Raw genomic sequence first — 24,192 nt, forward strand, 5'->3', positions numbered from 1 at the left:
AGTGTAAAAGTTAAATTAAACGCTGTAGTACAGCTCAAACTCTACCGGGTGCGGAGTCATGCGCACGCGGTCATCTTCTTCGCGACGCAGCGCAATGTACGCATCGATCGCTTCATTGGTGAACACGCCGCCTGCGGTCAGGAACTCACGGTCCAGATCCAGTTCTTTCAGTGCTTCTTCCAGAGAGCCAGCAACCTGTGGGATCTCTTTCGCTTCTTCCGGCGGCAGGTCATACAGGTTTTTGTCCATCGCTTCGCCCGGGTGGATCTTGTTCTTAATACCGTCCAGGCCAGCCATCAGCAGCGCTGCGAAGCACAGGTACGGGTTAGCAGCCGGGTCCGGGAAACGCACTTCGATACGACGCGCTTTCGGAGAAGCAACTACCGGAATACGGATAGAAGCAGAACGGTTACGGGCAGAGTAAGCCAGCATGACCGGCGCTTCGTAGCCTGGGACCAGACGCTTGTAGGAGTTGGTGGTCGGGTTCGCCAGGGCGTTGATCGCTTTAGCGTGTTTGATAACGCCGCCGATGTAGTACAGCGCCTGCTCAGACAGACCCGCATATTTGTCACCAGAGAACAGGTTTACGCCGTTCTTGGACAGGGACATGTGGCAGTGCATGCCGGAACCGTTATCGCCAAACATTGGTTTTGGCATAAAGGTTGCAGTTTTACCGAAACGGTGAGCGACGTTGTGAACGACATATTTGTAGATCTGAATTTCGTCCGCTTTTTTGGTCATGGTGTTAAAGCGGGTCGCGATTTCGTTCTGACCAGCAGTCGCCACTTCATGGTGATGCGCTTCAACAACCAGGCCCATTTCTTCCATGATCAGACACATGGTAGAACGGATGTCCTGAGAAGAATCTACCGGAGGAACCGGGAAGTAACCGCCTTTCACGCCAGGACGATGACCTTTGTTACCGCCTTCGTATTTGGTGGAGGAGTTCCATGCGCCTTCGATGTCATCGATAGCCACGTGGGAACCGGAAATAGATGCGCCGAAACGGATGTCGTCAAACAGGAAGAACTCTGGCTCTGGCCCGAACAGAACGGTGTCTGCGATGCCGGTAGAACGCAGATATTCTTCAGCGCGTTTAGCGATGGAGCGTGGGTCACGGTCGTAGCCCTGCAGCGTACCTGGTTCCAGGATATCGCAACGGATGATCAGGGTAGACTCTTCAAAGAACGGGTCGATGAGAGCAGTAGACGCATCTGGCATCAGAACCATGTCTGATTCGTTAATACCTTTCCAGCCACCGATTGAGGAGCCGTCAAACATTTTGCCTTCTTCAAAGAATTCGGCATTTACCTGATGAGCAGGAATAGTGACGTGCTGTTCTTTGCCTTTGGTATCAGTGAAGCGTAAATCAACAAACTTCACTTCGTGCTCGTTCAGCATCGTCAAAACGTGTTCAGCGGACATACTTACTCTCCCGGATTGGTCATTGTCGTCGTGGTAACGAAGTCTTCAATTCTGCAAAAATTGGCCGTGTCGCCATAAAAAATATAAAGCGAAATCTGTGCCAACTTTTAAATTGCCCCTAAAAGGCGTTATCATGCGCACCATCGTGCAAAGGGGCTGCACCATGAAGGTTGTATTGCACCATTATAGTGCTTTAATGTGAACATTAAGCACCATATTGGTGCAAAGCATGTCAGATTACCCCTTTTAACGCTCCGTGAATGTGATCACAAAGAAACTCTGCAATACTTGTTTGCGGAGGATGTTTGTGATCCTGTTTTGTACTGCGATTAATCCGTGTACAATAACGCGCTATTTCTAAAATGCCTGAGGCAAAGTTGTGATCGAAAATTTGCGTAACATCGCCATCATCGCGCACGTAGACCATGGTAAAACGACCCTGGTAGACAAGCTGCTCCAACAATCCGGTACGTTCGATGCACGTGCTGAAACCCAAGAGCGCGTGATGGACTCCAACGATTTGGAGAAAGAGCGTGGGATTACCATCCTCGCTAAAAACACCGCTATCAAATGGAATGACTACCGTATCAACATCGTTGATACCCCGGGGCACGCCGACTTCGGTGGTGAAGTTGAACGTGTAATGTCCATGGTCGACTCCGTGCTGCTGGTGGTGGATGCAATGGACGGTCCGATGCCGCAGACGCGCTTCGTGACCAAAAAAGCCTTTGCCCATGGCCTGAAGCCAATTGTTGTTATCAACAAAGTTGACCGTCCTGGCGCGCGTCCTGACTGGGTTGTTGATCAGGTATTCGACCTGTTCGTTAACCTCGACGCTACCGACGAGCAGCTGGACTTCCCGATCGTTTACGCTTCTGCGCTGAACGGTATCGCGGGTCTGGATCACGAAGACATGGCTGAAGACATGACTCCGCTGTATCAGACCATCGTTGATCGTGTACCGGCTCCGAGCGTAGACCTTGATGGCCCACTGCAGATGCAAATCTCTCAGCTGGACTACAACAACTACGTTGGCGTAATCGGTATCGGCCGCATCAAACGCGGTAAAGTTAAACCGAACCAGCAGATCACTATCATTGATAGCGAAGGCAAAACCCGTAACGGTAAAGTCGGTAAAGTTCTGACCCATCTGGGTCTGGAACGTATCGAGAGTGATATTGCCGAAGCAGGCGATATCATCGCGATCACCGGTCTGGGCGAACTGAACATCTCCGACACCATCTGCGACCCGCAGAATGTTGAAGCGCTGCCAGCTCTGTCCGTTGATGAACCGACCGTAACCATGTTCTTCTGCGTAAACACCTCTCCGTTCTGCGGTAAAGAAGGTAAATATGTTACCTCTCGTCAGATCCTTGACCGCCTGAACAAAGAGCTGGTGCACAACGTTGCGCTGCGCGTTGAAGAAACCGAAGATGCGGATGCGTTCCGTGTATCCGGTCGTGGTGAGCTTCACCTGTCTGTTCTGATCGAAAACATGCGTCGTGAAGGTTTCGAAATGGCGGTTTCCCGTCCGAAAGTAATCTTCCGCGAAATCGACGGCCGTAAACAAGAGCCGTTCGAAAACGTAACGCTGGACGTTGAAGAGCAGCATCAGGGTTCTGTGATGCAGGCTCTGGGTGAGCGTAAAGGCGACCTGAAAAACATGAATCCAGATGGCAAAGGCCGCGTACGTCTTGACTACGTGATCCCAAGCCGTGGTCTGATCGGCTTCCGTTCAGAATTCATGACCATGACTTCCGGTACCGGTCTGCTGTACTCCACCTTCAGCCACTACGACGACGTTCGTGCGGGTGATGTGGGTCAGCGTCAGAACGGCGTACTGATCTCCAACGGCCAGGGTAAAGCAGTTGCGTTCGCACTGTTCAGCCTGCAGGACCGCGGTAAGCTGTTCCTGGGTCACGGTGCTGAAGTTTACGAAGGCCAGATCATCGGTATTCACAGCCGCTCTAACGACCTGACTGTAAACTGCCTGACCGGTAAGAAACTGACCAACATGCGTGCGTCCGGTACTGACGAAGCAACGGTTCTGGTTCCGCCGGTTAAGATGACTCTGGAGCAGGCTCTGGAATTCATCGATGACGACGAACTGGTAGAAGTAACACCAACTTCTATCCGTATTCGTAAACGTCACCTGACTGAAAACGATCGTCGCCGTGCAATGCGTGGCGCGAAAGAAGAGTAATACGAGTAATTGTGAGCCGGGTAAGCATTAGAGTCGCCCGGCACAGTAAAAAGCCGCTGAATGTCAGCGGCTTTTTTATGGCTCTGGTATACGGACAGATATTTATTACTGCAAGCTGCCATTGTGATAAATCTCATATCCGACGACTGACTGAACTTTCCAGATGCCATTTTCCTGAACCATACAATCAACGACGGTGTGATCCTGCTTTTTGCCAAATGATACATACACATTCACACAAACTGGATCGTAATCGGATGAAACTACGGTTACGTTGGTCGGCCAGTCATCGCCGATGTATTGCGCCTTAATAAAGAAATCAGCGTCATAAAATTCATCGTCCGCGTATTTAGGATCTTGCGCATGACGCAACTTTTTCATCGTGTCTGACGTAACAAAACTATCAATTTCATGACCAGAACTGATGGGGTAAATATATTTATTTATTTGATTTATATACCATTTGTTGAATTCAAACGCTCGGGCTATGGGGGTTTTGTCATCAACTGCGGCGAATGTTGCAAAACTGATGAAAAGTAATATCAATAATTTTTTCATATTAGTTGTGCCTGTAAAGTTTAAAAGCAGGATGTATTTCCCTGTAACGTGGGCCGGGGTACATACTGCGTTGAACGAAATCGGAATACCATGTTCCCATCCCGTCGTAAATACAGGCATGACCATATTGATGTGGGCCAGGTAATGCGCTTATCACTGCGACATCCCCTTCCATCGGTTCACCATAAACTTACCTGAATCCGGCACGCTCAAGTGAACGATCAAAATCCACGGCATTTGCTCCAGTTATCCGGACTCCGCCAGCCTCAATAGCGGCAGCAACTGCTCGTGCGCAAAACCCAGAGCTTTGTTGTTGGGCATGTTGGCGCGCATATGTTACTGCGGAGTGTTTATTCCATGACACACTAATAACTCCTTTATCGCTTGTTTCGATAAAATCTTTATTGCATATTTTACAAATAAACTAAATTTAAAAAACTTTTCATGATATTAACAAAAATAGACCGGAATTATTATTTTTGTAATGAATCATAATAAATAATATAAGTTCGCAGTTATAACCATTCACTCATCATCCCCATCGAACTGAGAGTTTCCGCAAAAGTGCTTCATCAGTCTATTTCGTTGTGTCTGGCAGTAGTGGGATTTATATAAGTGAATAGAGGGACAACGGAACGGCTCCCTGTAACGTTGCATTTAGCTACATCTTGAGGGCCGCATAATGTCTCAGGAAGATGCCATAACCTCTGACTGGCGAGTGGAATTAGTGCTTGGCGATATCAGCATTGAAGACAAAGAAAAATTGTCAGCGTGGATGAAATACAAGAAGGCGGCGGAAGCCGTTGATGTTGCGACGGCACCTGACGTTAACTGGCCTGTTCAACCGCAAGAATAAGCCATTTACCACAGATCAGCCACTACAGGTCAGCCGGAGCGCCAGGCTGGCCTTGTCTTTCTCTTCCTTTGTCCAATCTCCGCAATAATAAAAGTAAATCGCACTTCATTAGCAGCGGCAACTACTCGTGCGCAAAACCCCGTGCTTTGTTGTTGGGCATGTTGGCGCGCATACGTTACTGCGGAATATTTATTCCATGATATGTTAATAAATCATTTATTTTTAGATGGATAATAGTTATTACATTTTTTTAGTCAGTTGGAGTTAATAAAAATAGGAATGACATGGATGAAAGCTATAAATCTATGAAATGTAGCCTTCATACAGAAGGCTACATAAATAACGTCAGAAGAAATACTTCACACCAATACGAATCTGGTTTTGTTCGCGGTGATACGGCTCGACATTGCGATCTAACCAGCGTAACTCAAAATAGGGTAACCAGCGCTCGTTGATGCGGTATTTAAACGTATTGGTAATTTCCCAGTGATGATCTTTACCGTTACTACTATTGAAGTCATTTACCCGAATAAAATAGTGTGGCTCAAAAGTGTAGGAAAACTTATCGGTAATAGTGAAGTTCCAGTAGTTACCTATCTCATAGGTGTCATTGTTATCCTGATCTCCGTTTAAATCAGTGGAACTGTAGTTATTATGATTATATCGGTTACGTACTGTCAGATTAAACCACGGGGTGAATTTATAGTTAACATCCAGGTAAACGGCACCACCCGAACCAATACTCTTATCGTTTATCAGTCCGCCGGGCTGGATGGTTAATTTATCTGTCGGTTTAAATAACGGATACCAGCCCTCTATTTCGTTATAGCCGTGTTTTAACTCATCCTTGCGTTGCATGGTATAGGTGTTGGTGAGCATGATACCCGCGCCCATATCGGAGTTATAGCCGACGCGCAGCATGACCTCCATCTGATCGGAGGCCAGATTGTAAGCTTCACGGTTCTCTACATAAGCACCGGCGAAAACAGAGGTGGATACCACAGAGGATAAGAGAATTATTGTATTTAATTTTTTCATAATAAATCCATTTTTTAGCGTAGGGAGGCCGCCATCCATTAAGATGGAATAGGCGGCAATTATTTTTATATGTTTACAGCAGAGGTTTTCTTTTTATGGCTAATGCGTTCTGGTTGAATGTTATTTTTCTTCCGTTGACTGATTTCCTCAATGATAAAGGCAAAACGGGCTTCGCTGAGTTTATAAAAGAACCCCATCGTGATGGCCGCAATAATTGCCAGCCCGCAGGGCCACAGGAAAATAAGCTGGCGCAAGCCAAGCAAGGTTGCATCACTCTGGGCGATATTGGGGATATAACCGATTTGCGTCAGCATAATTCCTGGCAGGAAACCGGCCAGCGCCGCAGAAATTTTGCGTGAAAAGGTATAACCCGTATAGACGGAACCTTCAGCGCGGATCCCCGTTTTCCACTCCCCATAATCCACTGTATCAGGGACCAGCGCCCAGTTCAGGCTGTTAACAAAAGCGGTTCCGAAGAAGGCCATGCACGAGAAAGTGACAAAGAGAAGTGATGTGCTGCCCCAGAGAAAATTCAGGATGTCACCGAGAGCCCATAGCGCCAGGCCACCAAGATAAACCTGCTTTTTACCGAAACGTTTGACGGCTGTGGGCACCAGCAGTACGCCAACCAGAATGCACCCCATGCTGAAAAAACCCATCCAGGAGAGCAAGTGGATATCATTGAGCACGTACTGGGTGTAATAAACCTGAATCGCCAGCTTGATATTGAATGCTGCCAACGTACACAGGTTAGCAAGACATAGCACCAACAGGGGGGGGTTACGGAAAATTGCGCAGAACGATTTGAGCATGCTGGGTTTATGGTGATCCGGCACGATTTCGATATAGCGCTCCTTCACACCGCTAAAGCACCACCACATGCTGAATAGCCCGCAAACGGAGAAGATCAGCGCGGCAATCAGGTAGCCAAGTGAAGGCGAATGGATAAATAACGCCTGAATGGGCATAAAGCCAACGGTACACAGTAATAGTCCCACAGTTGCGCCGCCCTGGCGCCAGGCCGCGAGGTGAGCGCGCTCATGCGGATTCTTCGTGATCGCAGGAACCATTGCGCCGTAGGAGCAGTTCATCAGGCTATAGAACAAACCGAACAGCATAAACAATACCGTCGCCAGACCTGTTTTCACCGTTAAGGTAAAATCTGTGGCTAAAAACTGCGCGCTGGCAACCAATGCGACGGGAAACGACGCATACAAAATAAAGGGTCTGAATTTCCCCTTGGCACCAATATTGCGTCGTGAGTCCAGCAATACACCGGTCAGCATATCGGTGAAGGCAGTGAAGAATTTCGCCACCAGAAAGATTATCCCGCCGTACCAGGCCGGCATCCCTAGTTCATCGGTATAAAATTTAAGCAGATACAGCGTGCCGATACACAGCATCAAATTTGAGCCGAAGTCACCCACTCCGTAGGCGAATTTTTCACGCAGGCTCAGTTTTAGCGTTAGCGGATCATGGTCAGACATAATCGCTCCTTAATAGCGCCCCGTAAGGCGCTATTCATTATTATTATCAAACAGGTTGTTTACGCGCTTCTATCTCTTCAACGATACGGACATACATCTTCTCGTTAAGGTTGTAGAAACAGCCCATGGCCACAATGGTGATCACTGCTAATGCGCAGGGATAAATAAAGATCAGCTGACGCAAGCCTTCGACTGTATTTGCCGATTGCACCACGTTCGGGACGTAACCAATTTGCGTCAGCATCCATCCAGGGAAGAATCCCGCCAGCGCCTGCGACACTTTACGGAAGAAGGTAAATCCGGTGTACACCGTCCCTTCAGAACGCACGCCGGTACGCCATTCACCATATTCCACCGTGTCGGAGACCAGCGCCCAGTTCAGGCTGTTAACGAATGCTGAGCCGAAGAACGCCAGACAGGAAAAGGAAACAAAACTGACGGAGCCGCCGCCAAAAAAGTAGTTAAGCAGATCGCCCGCTACCCAAATCAGCAGGCCGCCGATATAGACCTTCTTCTTACCAAAGCGTCTGACCATTCCCGGCATTAAAAAGACGCCGATGAAGATACAGCCCATGCTGAAAAAGCCCATCCAGGAAAGCAGGATTGGGTCGTTCAGTACGTATTGGGTGTAATACACCTGAATTGCCAGCTTGACGTTGAAAGCACCAAGCGTACAAAGGTTGGCAACGCACAGAATAAACAGCGGTCGGTTACCGGCGATAGCGCGGAAGGATTGCAGTAATCCCGGTTTTTGCGCTGCCGCATCCACGGATTTCACTTCTACATAGCGTTCTTTCACACCGGCATAGCACAGCCACATAAACAGCAGGCCGAACAGGGAAAATAATGTGGCGGCGAAGATATAACCCAACTGCGAGTTACCTTCGATCAGATTCATCACTGGAACAAAGCCGACGGTACACAGTAACAAACCCAGGGTTGCGCCACCTTGCCGCCAGGCGGCCAGCGAAGCGCGCTCATCCGGGTTTTTAGTAATGGCAGGAACCATCGCGCCGTAAGAGCAGTTCATCATGCTGAAGAACAGTCCGTACAGCATAAACAGCACCGTTGCCATCACCGTTTTGCCGGTTATTTCAAACGGTGTGCCGACAAAGTTAGCAATAGCCAGCAAGGTGACGGGGAAGGCAGCGTAGAGCACGAATGGGCGGAATTTACCCTTCGGACCAATTTTGCGTCGCGAATCGAGCATAATCCCGGTGCCCATATCGGTAAACGCGGTAAAAAACTTGGCGATAAGGAAAATGATACCGCCGTAAGTCCCCGGCAAGCCAAGGACATCAGTATAAAACTTGAGTAAATAGAGCGTACCAATGTCCAGCAGGATATTGGAGCCCAAATCACCCATCCCATAGGCAAGTTTTTCTTTAAACGGCAAGCGTAGGGTTGCCGGATTGGCTGTATTTTGACTCATTGTTATTCTCCATTTGCCCGTGAGTTTCCCCACGGGCGAGCCGTATTAGATGTTGCGTAACGTGGCAAACAGTGACGCCCACTCACTCTTCGCGCGATAAAACACCGGAGGCTTGCCAATTGGCGCACCTACGGTAATTTCTCCGCCCTGATAAGTTTCCCCTGTCCAGACGTTGACCCAGTTATCCTCTGGTAGATACAGCGTCCAGTCGTGCTTACCCTGTTCATGAACCGGCGCGACCAGTAGATCCTGTCCCAACAGGTACTGATATTTCAGGGTGTAGGTTTGCGCATCGTTTTCGTAGTGCAGGAACAACGGGCGCATAACCGGTAGCCCGGTGGCGCTGTTTTGTGCGACGGCCTGTTTGAGGTACGGTTTCAGGGTGGTGAACACGGTGGTCATGCGGGCAAAATGGGCGATAGTTTCGCTGTCACCATCAAACTGCCAGTTATCGCCGGGGCGGTTGCCTTCGTGGGTACGCATCATCGGGGTGAAGGCGCTAAAATCACACCAGCGCAGCAGCAGCTCTTTGCTGCGTTTCATGTCAAACAGCGTGGTGTAACCGCCAATATCGCTGTGGTGCAGGCCGTGGCCGGTCATCGCCAGCGACAGCGCCGCAGGAACGACGGAAGCCAGGCCATCGTCGAGGCTCCAGTCAACGTTCTGATCGCCAGCCCACATCATGGTGGAATACTTTTGACTACCGGTGTAACCCGCGCGCATAAAGAACAGGATTTCACCAAGCTTGCCGGTTTCCTGTAACGCTTCGTAGTTACATTTCGCCCACAGCGCGGGCCAGGCGTTATGCATGATCTCGGCGCTGACGCCGTTATGCAGATATGTGTCGGTCGGCAGATATTCACCGAAGTCCGCCATCCAGCCGCCGCAGCCCAGCTCGATCATGTTCTTTTTGATGACCTCTTTGAACCAGTCGTAGGCTTCCGGGTTGGTCAGGTCGACCACGCCACCGTAAAACTCGCCAAACTCAACCAGATAGTCATCGCCGGAAGCATCTTTCGCCAGATAACCACGCGCTGCGGCTTCTGCGCACAGGTCTTTATCGCTGGCAACATAGGGGTTGATATAGGAGAGGAACTGCACGCCTTCTTCTTTCCACTGCTTAATATGGCTATCCAGTTGCGGATAGTTGTCGCTGTTCCACTTCCAGTTCCACATCATGCGCTTGCCAAAGGAAGTCATGCGGATCCCGGACCAGTCCTGCGCCCAGATGCCGTTTACCTTCACGCCCGCATTACGCATGGTGTCCAGTTTGTTCTGGCAAATCTCAGTACCGCCCTGAATACCGAGCGTGACGCCGTCGTAAATCCAGTCCGGCAGCTCCGGCTGGCGACCTAACAATGCGGTCAATTTCTCAAGCAGCGAAATGTAAGTCTCGGCGCACTCAACGCGCAGGGTGGTTTTGTCTTCCCACAGCGCCAGCTCGTGATACTCCGGCGCGCTGAAGTCGAAATTCATGTAGCAGCTGTTATCAACGTGGCAGTAGTACTTTTGCGTGCTGACAAAGGTCGGTTGCGGGAAGAAGGTCCAGTAATAGTCGCCACCGGCGTTCTCTTTGCAATCCGCCTGCCAGGTGACATAGCTATTCTTATTCCGACCCACGCCCTGTTCGCTGGTCCACAATGGGAAGGGCTTGCCGCGTAAGTCGAAGTAAGAGAACTGTTCACCGCAGCCGTAGATGTGGTCGTCCGCCCTGGCGGCCAGACGCAGCCAAATGCGGTTATGACTGGGATCGTCGTTATGCAGATCCAGCTTCAGACGACCCTGTTCATCGGTGGAAATGTGTAGCGTGGCAGTGATGGTATTACCGCGGCTGAAATCTACCCGCCAACCGTCAGGCGACTCGCTGACTGTGGCGTCGGTTAGGGCAATTTTCTCATTGAGCTTGTCTTTAATACTGAAGTTACCGCGGAACATATCAATATCGGCAACGCCAGCGCCGATCCACAGGCAGGGGTTTTCTGTGCTGTGACGTAAAATCAGGCGCTGTTGATACGTTAAGGTAAATCCGTCCTGTAATGTTTTGAGCTCTAAGGCGGCTGACCGTTGTAGTAACGAATTCATTATAGTCTCCGTAAATGTAGGGTAATTCGGTGAATCTGTTATTCACAGCCGATTAAAAAATGCATCTGGTGTGCTTCTCCGGGCGCGAGATGAATCAGGCTAACCCCGGAATTAAAGGCGTCTGGCGGGCAGGTCATCGGCTCAACTGCCAGGCCACGGCGTGCTAATTTTTCACCGGTATAAACCTGCAGCCAGGGCTGGTGGCTACGCAGGTATGTGGACATGTTTTGTGCCGGGCTGGTCATTCTGACTTCCCACTCATTCCCGGATGGCCAGACTTTGAACGTATGATCAAGCGAGGTTTTCGCGATGACCTGCGGCGTTGTGAAATCCTGCTCTCCCAGTGTGGATTCGCCCGACGGCAGTGCTAATTCACAGTCATCAATACTGTGCAGGTTGCAGGTCAAATAGGGGTGTGCGCCTGCGCCATACGGTGCCGTTTCGTCACCCACATTTTGTGTATGAATAAAGACATGCAGCCCGCTGGTGGCTTCCAGCCGGTAAATCACCTTTGAAATCAGCGCAAAGGGATAGCCATACGAGGGCGGCAGAAAAATAGTCAGCACCACTTCCGATGCCGACTGTTGGTCAATCTGCCAGTCTCGCCAGGCCAGCAATCCATGAATGGCGGTATGAGAAACCGGGTCATTAACGGCAAGCTGGAAGGCTTTGCCGTTATGCTGATAGCAGCCGTCTGCCACGCGATTTGGCCAGGGAATGAGTACTTTCCCCAGATGTGCCAACGGCATCTCTTCAGGCTTGTGCGGAATAACGACGTGACGCTCACGATTCGTCAGTTCCGCCAGCCCCGCGCCAACCGTGACAATTTTTGCCTGGTAGTGCCCGGCCTGAAGATGAAGGGTTTTTCCACCGCTATGCATGGCTGCTTATCTCCTGGCTTATTTAGCGTTGATATCCAGCAGGCCGGCGGCAACGGCCGGAGCCAACCCCGGCGCCAGCGGTAGACGTGGGATCACCAGGCAGTGCAACAGGTGGTAAATATCCTGCTTACCGTCCCAGACTTTGGTGGTCACCTTGTTGTCGGTGTCCAGCTCCTGCCACCATGAACCCGTCTCGTAGTCCATCAGATAAGTGATGCAGTAATCCCACCACTTCTGGTACCAGGCTTCGTACTGGCTCTCGCCGGTGAGGGTATACAAGGCATAGGCGGTACCCATCGCCTCGACTATCGGCCAGCGAACTCTTTCGCGAACGATGGGTTTACCGTCCCAGTCCACCGAATAGACAAAACCATCCGCGCCGTCCGGTGCCCAGGCATCACGGATGGTGGCGTGGAACAAGCCTTTGGCATCTTCCAGCAGCCAGGCGGGAGGCGTTTCGAAGCGCGCTTCCAGTGCGGCATGCAGATGCAGCATCAGGCGACCCCATTCGATCCAGTGGCCCGGGGTACCGCCGTAAGCGCGGAAACGGTGAGCTGGGTTATCCTTGTTGTAATCGCGGATTGGGTTCCACTGCGAATCGAAGTGCTCGTTGACGCGATACTCACCGCTGCGGGCAACATCGTGAATAATCACTGAAGTGATACGCAGTGCGCGATCGAGCCATTTACGGTCGTGAGTAACGTCATAGACAATCAGGAAGGCTTCGACTGCGTGCATGTTGGCATTGCCGCCACGATAATCTTCCGTCTGGCTAAAAGCTTCGTCCCAGGATTCCAGGCACATCTGCTCCTCTTCACTCCAGAAGTACTTCTCAATGACTTCGATGGCATCGTCAAGCAACGGTCGCGCCTGTGGATGACCGGTTGTTACAGCGCTTGCCGCCCCGAGCAACACGAAGAAATGCTGATAACCCTGCTTGGAGGCATCCATGACCCCTTCATCATTCACGCAGGCGTACCAACCGCCGTAGCGCGTGTCACGCAATGCGCCATTCAGCGCCTTAATTCCGTGATCGACGAGCTGATATGCGCCGGGGCGGCCCATTGATGCGGCCACGGAATAAACGTGCAGCATACGAGCGGTGATCCATAAATGTGTCCCCATCTCCGCTCTGACCTGACCATTGTTACCCAGCCAGCCAAACCCGGTGGGTACCGCTGCGTTTTTACCAAAGTTAAAGATGCGGTCGGTTTCCTGTTCCAGCCAGCGGTTGTGGCTCAGGGTGTTAAACCATTTCATTTATTCATCCTCGAATTAGCGGCGGGCCATCATTTCATCGACAATTTCACCTAAACGTTGCAATTTAGGTGCGGAAACATCACGCAGCATCAGTTCGGTATCCGGCAGGCCAACCACGGATGACCAGACCGCACGTCCGGCGAGAAAGCCGGATGCACCTGCCGTCATGGCCACGCTGACCGCGCGCGGGAACAGTTTTTCATCCACACCAGAGGAGAGAATGACCCACGGCATGTTGATGTTTTCATTCAGGCGCTGGGAGGCGCTAAGCAATTCTTGTTGGGTACCTTTGCCGTACAGCGGCATTTCGACCTTGTAGAGATCGGCGCCGCTGTCACCCAGCTCTTTTGCGGCCTCGATAATGGCCTGTTCACGATCGAACTTTTCGCCACGGCGCGGTGGACGCACAACCGGTTCGATAATGCTCAGCAGGCCGTTGACGTGGCATAGCTCATTGAATTCTTTCACCATATCAAGACGCTGTTGGGCATCTTCGTCGCTGCGCCACAGTACCAGCAGCTTCAGCGCCTTCGCGCCGTCCTGTTTCACGGCCTGCGGGTCGATTTTTTTATCAATCACCACGCTATCGACCGGAATACCATTACCCGGAATGAACTCATCCGCGGCCACAATCATGCCGCAGCTTTTCGCGATGGCATGTTGTTCCACAACCTGGCGGTAGCAGAACTGCTGATCGACCAGGATCGCAGAGGCATAGGGAGAAAGGATCTTCGCTGCATTCACTTTGAAATCAGTCAGCACGCTGTCGCTCACCGGGAATTTCGCACCCGCAGCGGCAAACATTAAGCGCATGGCTTCGCGCTGATCGACTGCCAGCATGGCAAAACCGCCGGAAGCTCGGGTGATGTCTTTCAGGGTGTACTTCGTCATTGTTCAGTCCTTACTTATCTGTGTGTTTATTTAGCCCGGCGGATGCGCGAACCTGTTCAAGAATGGCCGTCCAGTCTTCCCGACCACGGCCAGCGGCGCGAGCCTGGTTATAGACTTCGCGGGAGGCCGCACCAAGCGGCATCGGCACGTGCAGTTGATTCGCCACATCCAGGGCGATGCCAAGATCCTTGTGGGCTAAGTCGATCATGAAGGCCGGGGAAAGATCGCCTTTCAGCACTTTGTTCGGCCAGGAGGTGGTGAAGTGGCCTTTTCCGGCAGGCGTCCCGCTCATCACTTTCAGGGCCACATCGAAGGAGAGGCCGAGTGCTTCGCACAACACGGCGGCTTCGGCAGAGAGCGCATTTAGCGCGATGCTCATGTAGTTGTTGATGAGTTTGACGCGGATACCCATACCGGGGCCGCCGGCATTGATTAATTCATTACCCATTGCCAGCAGTATTGGCGTTGCGCGCTCAACGTGTTCAGCTGTTCCCCCTGCCAGCAACAGCAGGGTGCCTGCGATCGCATGATCGGAGGTGCGCCCGACCGGGCAATCCATCATGCTGAAGCCTTTGGCTTCCATGTCGCTAATCAGTTTGTCGGTCTGCAGCGGATGGATAGTGGACATATCAATGACCAGCGCTTGTGGCGACAGGCTCTCGCAAACGCCTTGTTCACCCAACAAGACGCGGCGCACCAGATCGCCGTTTGGCAGCATCGTGATGACAAACTCCGCGCCGTTTGCTACCTGAGCCGGGCTGCTGGCAGGCTGTGCTCCTTTTTCCACCAGGCACTGAACAGCATCCGGGTTAACGTCAAAGACGCTGAGTTGATGACCCTGCTTCAGCAAGTTGCTCGCCATGGGGGAACCCATCTGACCTAATCCGATAAATGCTATAACTGCCATAACGTTCTCCTGAGACGTGGATGTCATTTTCTGTCATTTAAAATCGTCTTTTTCTGTCTGTTTTTGATCGTATTTGTAATTTATGGTCAAAAAATTGACAGCCGTCACTTTTTAAACATTTTGTGAAATTAAAATGATCCCATCTTGAAACGCCTAAGGAATGAACATGATTCGTATTGCTTGTGTGGGTATTACCGTGATGGATCGCATCTATTACGTAGAAGGTTTACCGACTGAAGGAGGTAAATATGTGGCGAAGCGGTATACCGAAGTGGGCGGTGGGCCTGCTGCGACGGCGGCTGTGGCTGCGGCGAAGCTGGGCGCACAGGTGGACTTTATTGGCCGTGTGGGCGATGACGACACCGGAAACAGCCTGCTGGCGGAGCTGGAATCCCTGGGGGTAAACACCCGTTACACCCGGCGCTATGCAGGGGCGAACTCTTCACAGTCGGCGATTATGGTCGACGCGAAGGGAGAGCGAATTATCGTTAACTACCCCAGCCCGGATTTACTGCCGGATGCTGATTGGCTGAAGGAGATCGATTTTTCTCAGTGGGATGTGGTGTTGGCGGACGTGCGCTGGCACGAAGGGGCAAAACAGGCCTTCACGCTAGCGCGTCAGTCAGGGGTGATGACCGTGCTGGATGGCGACGTTACGCCGCAGGACATCAGTGAACTGGTGGCATTGAGCGATCATGCTGCGTTCTCTGAACCTGGACTGGCGCGACTGACAGGGACAACGGAGCCTGATTCTGGACTGAAAAAAGCACAAATGCTCACAAATGGTCATGTTTATGTGACGCGTGGCAGTGAGGGGTGTGACTGGATAAAAGATAATGCAGTGCAGCATCAGCCAGGATTTTCAGTCGATGTGGTCGATACCACCGGTGCCGGTGATGTTTTTCACGGTGCGCTGGCATTTAGTCTGGCCTGTGGGTCCGCGCAGGAAGACGCCGTCAGGTTTGCCAGTGGCGTCGCTGCACTGAAGTGTACGCGTCCGGGCGGGCGTGCGGGGATCCCTGACTGTGATCAAACCCGATCTTTTCTGTCACTTTTTGTATAAAATGCCAGGGCAATGGTTTTTCGAGGAAATTTCATGAGTCTTACCGAACTGACCGGTAACCCGCGACACGATCAACTGCTGATGCTGATTAGCGAGCGTGGTTATATGAATATTGACGAACTTGCCAGTCTGCTGGATGTTTCCACCCAGACCGTGCGTCGTGATATTCGTAAGTTAAGCGAACAGGGATTAATTACGCGTCATCATGGCGGAGCAGGCAGAGCCTCCAGCGTGGTTAATACGGCGTTCGAACAGCGTGAAGTCTCCTGGACGGAAGAGAAAAAAGCCATCGCGGAAGCGGTGGCTGACTACATTCCCGACGGCTCAACGGTGTTTATTACCATTGGTACTACCGTTGAGCAGGTTGCGCGGGCGCTGTTAAACCATAACCATTTGCGCATCATCACCAACAGCCTGCGCGTGGCGCATATTCTGTATAACAACCCACGTTTTGAAGTGATGGTTCCCGGAGGGACGCTGCGCCCGCATAACAGCGGTATTATCGGTCCTTCTGCTACAGCGTTTGTCGCTGACTTTCGCGCCGATTATCTGGTGACCAGTGTGGGTGCGATTGAAAGCGATGGCGCGCTGCTGGAATTTGATGTTAACGAAGCCAGTGTAGTAAAAACGATGATGTCCCATTCACGACACATTCTGCTGGCAGCGGATCATACGAAATACACGGCCTCTGCCGCAGTAGAGATTGGTAATGTGTCGCAGGTAACTGCGCTGTTCACCGATGAATATCCTGGTCCGGCGTTGCACAATCTCCTTCAGTCACAGCAGGTTGAAATTGTGCAAGTGAGTCCTTCTCAGGATGATGCGCTGGCTATGTGATCTCGCTCTTTGGTGCTCTGATTCGTTCGAAGTCATCACGCACGCATAGTCAAACTTCTCCTTTCCCGCTACAGTTATTCATCCACGGCGAGAAAGGAGAAGGACATGCTCTATATCTTTGATTTGGGTAATGTGATTGTCGATATCGACTTCAATCGCGTGTTAGGCACATGGAGCGATTTGAGCCGTGTACCGCTGGCTTCACTAAAGCAAAGTTTCACGATGGGGGAGGCTTTTCGCCAGCATGAGCGAGGCGAAATAACAGATGAGGCCTTCGCCGAGGCGCTGTGTCATGACATGGCGTTGCCTTTGAGTTACGAGCAGTTCTCCCACGGCTGGCAGGCCGTTTTTGTCGCATTACGCCCCGAAGTTATCGACATCATGCATAAGCTGCGCGAGCAAGGGCATCGTGTCGTTGTGTTATCAAATACTAACCGCCTGCACACAACGTTTTGGCCAGATGAGTATCCCGAAATCCGTCAGGCAGCCGATCATATTTATCTTTCTCAGGAACTGGGCATGCGTAAACCGGAAGCACGGATTTACCAGCACGTTCTGCAGTCAGAAGGTTTTTCTGCGCACGATACGGTCTTTTTTGATGACAACGCCGATAATATTGAAGGGGCTAACCAGTTAGGGATCACCAGTATCCAGGTCGTCGATAAAACGACCATCCCTGACTATTTCGCGAAGTTGTTATGCTAAAATTTTTGCATCAAAAAGCCAGGCATCATACGCGTCCTGTATGGGCCTGGCTGAAGCTATTATGGCAGCGCATTGATGAGGACCATATGACAACGCTGGCAGGAAATCTTGCCTACGTTTCATTGCTCTCATTAGTGCCGCTTATCGCCGTTGTTTTTGCTCTTTTCGCTGCATTTCCGATGTTTTCCGATGTCAGCATTCAACTCCGTCATTTCATTTTCGCTAACTTTATTCCGGCGACTGGCGATGTCATCCAGCGGTATATCGAACAGTTTGTCGCAAACTCGAACAAAATGACTGCTGTTGGGGCATGCGGGCTGATTGTAACCGCCTTATTGCTGATGTATGCCATCGATAGCGCGTTGAATACCATCTGGCGCAGTAAGCGCACGCGGCCCAAAGTGTACTCTTTTGCCGTTTACTGGATGATATTAACGCTGGGACCGCTGCTGGCGGGAGCCAGCCTGGCAATCAGTTCTTATTTGCTGTCGTTGCGCTGGGCCAGCGATCTCAACACGGTGATTGATAACGTACTGCGTATTTTCCCGTTGGTACTTTCCTGGCTGTCGTTCTGGCTGCTTTACAGCATTGTACCCACCACGCGAGTCCCCAATCGCGATGCGGTAATCGGTGCCTTTGTTGCTGCTGTGCTGTTCGAAGCCGGAAAGAAAGGATTTGCGCTCTATATCACGATGTTCCCGTCTTATCAGCTCATTTACGGTGTCCTGGCGGTGATCCCTATTTTATTCGTCTGGGTTTACTGGACGTGGTGTATCGTCTTGCTAGGCGCGGAAATAACTGTCACTCTCGGGGAATACCGCAAACTTAAACAAGCCGCAGAACAAGAAGAAGCAGAGCAACCATGATTGCATTAATTCAGCGCGTAACCCGTGCCAGCGTCACCGTGGAGGGTGAGGTGACGGGTGAAATTGGCCCAGGACTTTTGGTCCTGTTAGGTGTCGAAAGGGATGATGACGAACAGAAAGCGAACCGCTTGTGCGAACGCGTACTCGGCTATCGAATCTTTAGCGATGCCGAAGGTAAAATGAACCTGAATGTGCAGCAGTCAGGTGGCAGCGTGCTGGTGGTTTCACAGTTTACACTGGCGGCAGATACCGAACGCGGCATGCGCCCTGGTTTTTCAAAAGGCGCAGCACCCGATCGGGCAGAGGCTCTGTACACGTATTTTGTAGAGCGCTGCCGGCAACAGGAAATGAACACGCAAACCGGGCGATTCGCTGCTGATATGCAGGTTTCGCTGGTTAATGATGGCCCCGTGACGTTCTGGTTACAAGTATGAACCAGCTTCCGGCGTGGTCGCGGGTAACAAGAGAGAATACAACTATGTATCACCTTCGAGTACCGCAAACAGAAGAAGAATTGGAGCGTTACTACCAGTTTCGCTGGGAAATGCTGCGTAAACCCCTGCACCAGCCAAAAGGCTCCGAACGGGATGCCTGGGACGCAATGGCACACCATCAAATGGTGGTGGACGAAGAAGGTAATTTGGTCGCAGTAGGGCGTCTGTATATCAATGCGGATAACGAAGCCTCCATACGTTTTATGGCTGTAGACCCCTCGGTGCAAGAAAAGGGGCTCGGAACGCTGATGGCGATGACCCTTGAATCCGTGGCACGCCAGGAAGGGGTGAAGCGCGTCACCTGTAGCGCGCGTGAGGATGCGGTTGAATTTTTCGCCAAGCTGGGGTTTGTAAGCCAGGGAGAAATCACCACGCCGCAAACCACGCCGGTCCGCCACTTCCTGATGATTAAGCCCATTGCGACGCTGGACGATATTCTTCATCGTGGTGACTGGTGTGGGCAGCTACAGCAGGCCTGGTACGAACATATTCCGTTAAGCGAGAAAATGGGCGTACGTATTCAGCAATATACCGGGCAGAAATTTATTACCACGATGCCCGAGACAGGGAACCAGAATCCGCACCACACCCTGTTTGCCGGAAGCCTGTTCTCGTTGGCAACGCTTACCGGTTGGGGGCTTATCTGGCTGATGTTGCGTGAGCGTCACTTGGGGGGAACGATTATCCTCGCCGATGCGCATATCCGCTACAGCAAGCCGATCACCGGAAAACCTACTGCTATCGCCGATCTGGGCTCATTGAGCGGCGATCTTGACCGTCTGGCCAGAGGCCGCAAGGCACGTGTGCAGATGCAGGTGGAGCTTTTGGGGGACGATACGGCGGGCGTAGTGTTTGAAGGCACGTATATCGTACTGCCTGCGAAGCCGTTTGGCCCTTACGTCGAAGGTGGGAATGAAGAAGAGTAGGGAGAAATCCCAACTCTTCACGCTACCCGATTCGCGTTTTACTCGTGTGTTGCCACTCGCCAGGCCACGTCGCGCATTGCGTTTCGTGCCGTCTGGCTTACGCCTCCTAACTGAAAAAATCCGTGGATAACGCCGGGATAGCGCTGGCAGGTGCAGTCCACACCTTGCTTCAGGAGCCGGTGATACAGGGCTTCTCCTTCATCGCACAAGGGGTCAAATTCAGCGGTAATGATGTGGGTCGGCGGTAACCCGTTGACATCGTCGCGCCACAGCGGGCTGACTTCCGGATGGTATAGGTCAGTCTGTGGCATATACATCTCGTAACCGGACAGCAGTGTGTCGCGTGTAATGATGTAATCCCGCCCATTGCGGGCATAGCTCTCAAAGCTGGCGGTAGCGTCCAGCATCGGGTAGATCAGCATAAGCTGCGCAGGTTGCCATTGCCCGGCAGCTTTCAGGCGTAGTGCTGTGACCAGCGCCAGATGTCCGCCAGCGCTGTCGCCAGCAAGCGTGATGCGCGTACGATCGACACCCAGTTTCTCTGCATACTTCCAAATGATGTTAGCGCCTTTTTCAGCATCGTCGTGTGCTGCTGGGAAAGTATGCTCTGGTGCGAGGCGATACTGTACTGCAATCACCCGACAGCCGCTGGCCAGGGCGAGCTGCCTTAGCTGGTTATCATGCGTAGCGAATCCACCGCTGACAAAGCAGCCGCCGTGATAATAGATCACGCAGGGTAGGTTTCCCGTGGTGCCCCGTGGCGAAACAACGCGAAACGTCATGGTATCGAGTTCACTATTTTCAACCTGTACGCGGGTTTCAGTGTCTCCGGCCAGGACCGTGCTGGCGATATAGCCTGCTCTCCGGTCATCAATATTCTGCTCGCGCGAAGAAGGGCGTCCCGCCGCGATAAATGCCTCAACCAGCTGTGCAATTCCGCTTTCCAGTGCCATTTTTACTTCCCTTTATCTGTATGGATATACAGCGTTATAACCTGGATTACCACGGATGAAAATGGGAAAAGCGGGGGAGTGTATGATTCTGGAAAGTGGCTCGCAGATTAAATATCGTCATTGGTTTCTGCGGTTTGAATTCTGTATTGTGAGAAAAATGCACTATACGCCATTGACGTATAGTTGATTTCTATTAATATAGTCCAATGGCGTATTAAAAATGTTATTCATAGAAACGGAAATCTTTACTGAAGACGTCAAAAAATTACTGGATGATGATGAATACCGTAGATTACAGATATTCCTTGCGATTCAGCCCGATTATGGCGATCTGATACAAGAAACGGGGGGCCTGAGAAAGGTTCGCTGGAGAGTGCGAGGGAAAGGAAAACGTGGCGGTGTCAGGATTATCTACTTTCATCAAATCAGGAAATCACAAATTCGTTTGTTGCTGATTTATCAGAAAGGGATCAAGGATGATCTGACTCCACAAGAAAAGGTAGTGCTGCGTATGTTGAATGAGAGGTGGTAAATGGATAAGGCACTATTTGAGCGATTAACTCAAAGTATGGTTCAGATGAATGAGATCGCTGAAGGAACGCGGCAACCTTCCCGTACCTTTCATATTGATGCCATGAAAATAAAGGAAATCCGCCAGTCTTCAGGATTATCCCAGACTCGTTTCGCAGATTTGATATCGGTAAGCGTAGATACGTTGCGAAATTGGGAGCAGGGGCGTCGTTCACCGACCGGTCCAGCAAAAGCGTTGTTACGTGCCATTGCCAATGATCCAAAACATGTCATTCAGGCGCTAAGATAATCCCCGGCAGTCTGGTTCAATTGCCGGGGGAGGATCTTAAAACTTACTCCCCTTCACCCGGGAACAGGAACGGGTTGATGGAGCTGCGGGCAAAGCCCTCTTGTTCCATGTGCGCGTCCAGCATTAGTGAAGCGAGATCGTCAGCCACAGCTTCAACTTTAGGGTCTTTTTCCTGATAGAGAATCTTCAGGTAAGTCCCACAGTCGCCGCAGCTTTCAGCTTTAATTGCCGCCTGTTCGTTATCCAGCGACCAGTAGTTCAAATCACGGCTTTGCTCGCAGTTGCTGCACTTCACACGCACCACGTGCCACTCTGTTTCGCACAGGTTGCAGTGCAGATAGCGCAGCCCCTGCCTGGTACCGATTTGCACCATGCTGGAGACCGGCATTGAACCACACACCGGGCAGTACTGACGCTGCTCACCGTATTCCGCACGGGCTTTGCCGGGGATCAGGCTTGCCATCTGCGCCCAGTAGAGCGACAGGGCAGCCCAAATGAACGGCGCTTTATCGCTGCTGACGGAGGCGAAATCAGAGGCAAACAGCGCGCTGGCCATCAGCTCCAGCTCCTGCTCTGAAGCTTTTTCCAGATTTTCGATCACTGCCAGTGCAGGGCCGCTCATTTCTGGCTTCAGCTCAGCAATTAACGACTGCAGCAGTTTTTGCCAGTGCTTGTCGCGTGGCAGAACGTGGATATCCAGCGGCGGTTTGCCCTGATCGTTCGCTTCTTTGATGCGAGCGGTCAGATCCATCTGCAGCGGATGGTCGTACAGCACAACTTCCTGCGCGTGGGCGATCAGTGCGGCAAAGCGCAGGTAGTCGCCCAGCGGGTTGTTCTCGGCCAGCTCGCGCAGACGTTCGGCGCGGCGGTTATACAAATTTTTGAGTCTGGGGAATAACAACGGCGGAATCATATCCGCCGTGCGTTTCTCGCTCGAACCCAGCTCATCTTGCGGGATTATGCGAATACTCATTCAGTTTTCTTTTCCGTTGTCTTTCGGACTTCACGGTACCAGCGTGGGTGATGTTTCTTCGCCCATGAACTGGTAACCCATCCTTCCACCATCGCGGTAATGGTGCCTTTCACCCAAAGGGCGGCGTAAATGTGCACCATGATAACCACAATTAACGCTACTGCGGCAAATGAATGCAGCATTAACGCGAATCGGATCACCGGGATTGAGAAAGCAGGCGCAAAATACGGACGCCAGATGACCACTCCGCTCACCAGCAACAGGACCAGGAAGATAATCGCCGCCCAGAATACGCATTTCTGGCCGAAGTTATAACGTCCCGTGTCACCTACTTCCTCGTTGACGACAATCTTACGAATATTCTTCGCCCAAAAGATATCATCCCGATTGATTAGATTGTGGTGCCAGTAACGGAAAAACATGATGATAAACGAGGCAAACATGATCACGCCGACAAACGGGTGCACAATGCGCGCCAGTTGCGGAGTGCCCATGATGTGCATCAGCCAGTTAAAGGACGGGAAGAGAAAGCCCATCCCGCTCACCGCTGCCAAAATGAAGCAGAAGGCGGTTATCCAGTGGTTGATGCGTTCCGGCGCCGTGTAGCGCACGATGGTGTCACGTCGTTTCATTTGCGCACCTCATCGTCTTTTTCATGCAGATTGTCTTCTTCCTCTTCCGCACGGTTTGGGCCTACACCGACGTAGTGGAAAATACTGGCCGCAAATGTCGCTGCAAAGCCGACCGCTGCGAGGGGTTTCCAGATACCTTTCCAGAATTTGACGGTGGCGCTGATTTCCGGGTTCTCTGGCAAGCCGTGATACAGATTCGGCTTGTCAGCATGGTGCAGCACATACATCACGTGTGTACCACCAACGCCTGCCGGATCGTACAGACCCGCATTTTCGTAACCACGCGTTTTCAGCTCCGCGACACGCTCGCCCGCCAGCGTTTTCATCGACTCTTTGGTGCCGAAATGAATGGCACCGGTTGGGCACGTTTTCACACAGGCCGGTTCCTGGCCCACCACCACACGGTCAACACACAGCGTACATTTATAGACGCGGTTGTCTTCCGGGTTGAGGCGCGGTACGTCGAACGGGCAGCCTGCAATACAATAGCCGCAGCCGATACACTGCTCGGACTGGAAGTCGACGATACCGTTGGCATACTGAATGATTGCCCCTTCAGCCGGGCATGCTTTCAGACAGCCCGGATCGGCACAGTGCATACAGCCATCCTTACGGATAAGCCATTCGAGTTTGTCGTCTTGTTCCACTTCCGAGAAGCGCATCACCGTCCAGGATTTGGCGGTCAAATCAGCCGGGTTGTCGTACACCCCAACGTTGTTACCCACCTCATCACGGATGTCGTTCCACTCCGAACACGCCACCTGACATGCTTTACAGCCGATACAGGTGGTGACGTCGATAAGCTTCGCCACCTCTTCCTGATGGTCCCGCGCCTGAGGCGCGGGGGTGAAACCGTTAGTGGCGGAACGACGAATGATGTCTTGCGATTGATAAGCCATAGGT

24 protein-coding genes and 1 pseudogene are annotated in these 24,192 nt (G+C 51.6%); 10 read left to right on the top strand and 15 right to left on the bottom strand.

From position 1 onward, the window contains the following. Positions 1–15: 15 nt before the first annotated feature. Positions 16–1,425 (bottom strand): glutamate--ammonia ligase, encoded by a 1,410-nt coding sequence (gene glnA / locus RYZ59_RS19030; RefSeq protein WP_003825314.1) that lies wholly within the window; start codon positions 1,423–1,425, stop codon positions 16–18. Between the two features lie 379 nt (positions 1,426–1,804). On the opposite strand from glnA, the gene typA reads away from it, so the two are divergent. Beyond that, positions 1,805–3,628 (top strand): ribosome-dependent GTPase TypA, encoded by a 1,824-nt coding sequence (gene typA, locus RYZ59_RS19035; protein ID WP_008786988.1) that lies wholly within the window; start codon positions 1,805–1,807, stop codon positions 3,626–3,628. 105 nt (positions 3,629–3,733) lie between these two features. On the opposite strand, the gene RYZ59_RS19040 is transcribed toward typA, so the two are convergent. Next, the gene (locus RYZ59_RS19040; protein WP_318050119.1) at positions 3,734–4,186 is read right to left on the bottom strand and encodes a DUF3828 domain-containing protein; all 453 of its coding nucleotides are present in this window, start codon (positions 4,184–4,186) and stop codon (positions 3,734–3,736) included. A 1-nt stretch (position 4,187) separates the two neighbouring features. Then, positions 4,188–4,550, bottom strand: a pseudogene (locus RYZ59_RS19045) (CHAP domain-containing protein). Positions 4,551–4,868: 318 nt separating this feature from the next. Between RYZ59_RS19045 and RYZ59_RS19050 the strand changes: the two are divergent. Then, the gene (locus RYZ59_RS19050; RefSeq protein WP_318050121.1) at positions 4,869–5,042 is read left to right on the top strand and encodes a tail fiber assembly protein; all 174 of its coding nucleotides are present in this window, start codon (positions 4,869–4,871) and stop codon (positions 5,040–5,042) included. 345 nt (positions 5,043–5,387) lie between these two features. Here RYZ59_RS19050 and ompL read toward each other — a convergent pair whose 3' ends face one another. From ompL to yihU, 8 genes are all read right to left on the bottom strand, one after another. After that, positions 5,388–6,080 (bottom strand): porin OmpL, encoded by a 693-nt coding sequence (ompL, locus tag RYZ59_RS19055; protein ID WP_137381416.1) that lies wholly within the window; start codon positions 6,078–6,080, stop codon positions 5,388–5,390. Between the two features lie 65 nt (positions 6,081–6,145). Next, complete coding sequence (locus RYZ59_RS19060; protein WP_318050122.1) at positions 6,146–7,567, bottom strand: MFS transporter; 1,422 nt, start codon at positions 7,565–7,567, stop codon at positions 6,146–6,148. Positions 7,568–7,613: 46 nt separating this feature from the next. Then, positions 7,614–8,999: an MFS transporter gene (locus tag RYZ59_RS19065; protein WP_318050124.1), complete on the bottom strand. Its 1,386-nt coding sequence runs from the start codon at positions 8,997–8,999 to the stop codon at positions 7,614–7,616. A gap of 45 nt (positions 9,000–9,044) precedes the next feature. Then, positions 9,045–11,081, bottom strand: coding sequence for an alpha-glucosidase (locus RYZ59_RS19070; protein WP_318050126.1), 2,037 nt, complete (start codon positions 11,079–11,081; stop codon positions 9,045–9,047). 38 nt (positions 11,082–11,119) lie between these two features. Then, complete coding sequence (locus RYZ59_RS19075; RefSeq protein WP_318050127.1) at positions 11,120–11,962, bottom strand: aldose-1-epimerase; 843 nt, start codon at positions 11,960–11,962, stop codon at positions 11,120–11,122. An 18-nt stretch (positions 11,963–11,980) separates the two neighbouring features. After that, positions 11,981–13,222 carry a sulfoquinovose isomerase gene (yihS, locus tag RYZ59_RS19080; RefSeq protein WP_318050129.1) on the bottom strand — a complete coding sequence of 414 codons (1,242 nt, stop codon included), beginning with the start codon at positions 13,220–13,222 and terminating at the stop codon, positions 11,981–11,983. A gap of 15 nt (positions 13,223–13,237) precedes the next feature. Beyond that, positions 13,238–14,113 (bottom strand): sulfofructosephosphate aldolase, encoded by an 876-nt coding sequence (yihT, locus tag RYZ59_RS19085; protein ID WP_318050130.1) that lies wholly within the window; start codon positions 14,111–14,113, stop codon positions 13,238–13,240. Between the two features lie 10 nt (positions 14,114–14,123). Continuing rightward, a complete protein-coding gene (gene yihU, locus RYZ59_RS19090) occupies positions 14,124–15,020 on the bottom strand; it encodes a sulfolactaldehyde 3-reductase (protein ID WP_318050132.1) in 897 nt (298 codons plus the stop codon). A 166-nt stretch (positions 15,021–15,186) separates the two neighbouring features. Between yihU and RYZ59_RS19095 the strand changes: the two genes are divergently transcribed. The 6 genes from RYZ59_RS19095 (at position 15,187) to fabY (ending at position 19,911) form a co-directional block, all read left to right on the top strand. Then, positions 15,187–16,083 carry a sugar kinase gene (locus tag RYZ59_RS19095; protein WP_318050133.1) on the top strand — a complete coding sequence of 299 codons (897 nt, stop codon included), beginning with the start codon at positions 15,187–15,189 and terminating at the stop codon, positions 16,081–16,083. Positions 16,084–16,116: 33 nt separating this feature from the next. Further along, positions 16,117–16,920 (top strand): DeoR/GlpR family DNA-binding transcription regulator, encoded by an 804-nt coding sequence (locus RYZ59_RS19100; protein WP_202037272.1) that lies wholly within the window; start codon positions 16,117–16,119, stop codon positions 16,918–16,920. A gap of 105 nt (positions 16,921–17,025) precedes the next feature. Further along, positions 17,026–17,625 (top strand): glucose-1-phosphatase, encoded by a 600-nt coding sequence (gene yihX / locus RYZ59_RS19105; RefSeq protein WP_271449557.1) that lies wholly within the window; start codon positions 17,026–17,028, stop codon positions 17,623–17,625. Further along, positions 17,619–18,491, top strand: coding sequence for a virulence factor BrkB family protein (locus RYZ59_RS19110; RefSeq protein ID WP_137381427.1), 873 nt, complete (start codon positions 17,619–17,621; stop codon positions 18,489–18,491). The genes yihX and RYZ59_RS19110 overlap by 7 nt, the downstream gene beginning before the upstream one ends. After that, the gene (gene dtd, locus RYZ59_RS19115; RefSeq protein WP_137381428.1) at positions 18,488–18,925 is read left to right on the top strand and encodes a D-aminoacyl-tRNA deacylase; all 438 of its coding nucleotides are present in this window, start codon (positions 18,488–18,490) and stop codon (positions 18,923–18,925) included. The genes RYZ59_RS19110 and dtd overlap by 4 nt, the downstream gene beginning before the upstream one ends. A 44-nt stretch (positions 18,926–18,969) precedes the next feature. Continuing rightward, positions 18,970–19,911: a fatty acid biosynthesis protein FabY gene (fabY, locus tag RYZ59_RS19120; protein WP_202037271.1), complete on the top strand. Its 942-nt coding sequence runs from the start codon at positions 18,970–18,972 to the stop codon at positions 19,909–19,911. Between the two features lie 38 nt (positions 19,912–19,949). On the opposite strand, the gene RYZ59_RS19125 is transcribed toward fabY, so the two are convergent. After that, complete coding sequence (locus RYZ59_RS19125; protein ID WP_318050139.1) at positions 19,950–20,864, bottom strand: alpha/beta hydrolase; 915 nt, start codon at positions 20,862–20,864, stop codon at positions 19,950–19,952. A gap of 220 nt (positions 20,865–21,084) precedes the next feature. Between RYZ59_RS19125 and RYZ59_RS19130 the strand changes: the two genes are divergently transcribed. Together RYZ59_RS19130 and nadS are read left to right on the top strand one after the other, a co-directional pair. Continuing rightward, positions 21,085–21,396 carry a type II toxin-antitoxin system RelE/ParE family toxin gene (locus RYZ59_RS19130; protein ID WP_137381431.1) on the top strand — a complete coding sequence of 104 codons (312 nt, stop codon included), beginning with the start codon at positions 21,085–21,087 and terminating at the stop codon, positions 21,394–21,396. Further along, positions 21,397–21,684, top strand: coding sequence for a NadS family protein (nadS, locus tag RYZ59_RS19135; RefSeq protein WP_038635893.1), 288 nt, complete (start codon positions 21,397–21,399; stop codon positions 21,682–21,684). A gap of 43 nt (positions 21,685–21,727) precedes the next feature. Here the strand turns inward: nadS and fdhE are convergent, their stop codons facing one another. The 3 genes from fdhE to fdoH are packed head-to-tail and all read right to left on the bottom strand — an operon-like array spanning position 21,728 to position 24,188. Next, complete coding sequence (gene fdhE, locus RYZ59_RS19140; RefSeq protein WP_318050141.1) at positions 21,728–22,657, bottom strand: formate dehydrogenase accessory protein FdhE; 930 nt, start codon at positions 22,655–22,657, stop codon at positions 21,728–21,730. Then, on the bottom strand, positions 22,654–23,289 hold the full coding sequence (gene fdoI / locus RYZ59_RS19145; protein WP_318050143.1) for a formate dehydrogenase cytochrome b556 subunit: 636 nt from the start codon (positions 23,287–23,289) through the stop codon (positions 22,654–22,656). The genes fdhE and fdoI overlap by 4 nt, the downstream gene beginning before the upstream one ends. Then, positions 23,286–24,188: a formate dehydrogenase O subunit beta gene (fdoH, locus tag RYZ59_RS19150; RefSeq protein WP_202037268.1), complete on the bottom strand. Its 903-nt coding sequence runs from the start codon at positions 24,186–24,188 to the stop codon at positions 23,286–23,288. The genes fdoI and fdoH overlap by 4 nt, the downstream gene beginning before the upstream one ends. Between the last annotated feature and the right edge of the window lie 4 nt (positions 24,189–24,192).

Source organism: Citrobacter sp. HN-141, from assembly GCF_033341895.1.
Taxonomy (GTDB): Bacteria; Pseudomonadota; Gammaproteobacteria; order Enterobacterales; family Enterobacteriaceae; genus Citrobacter.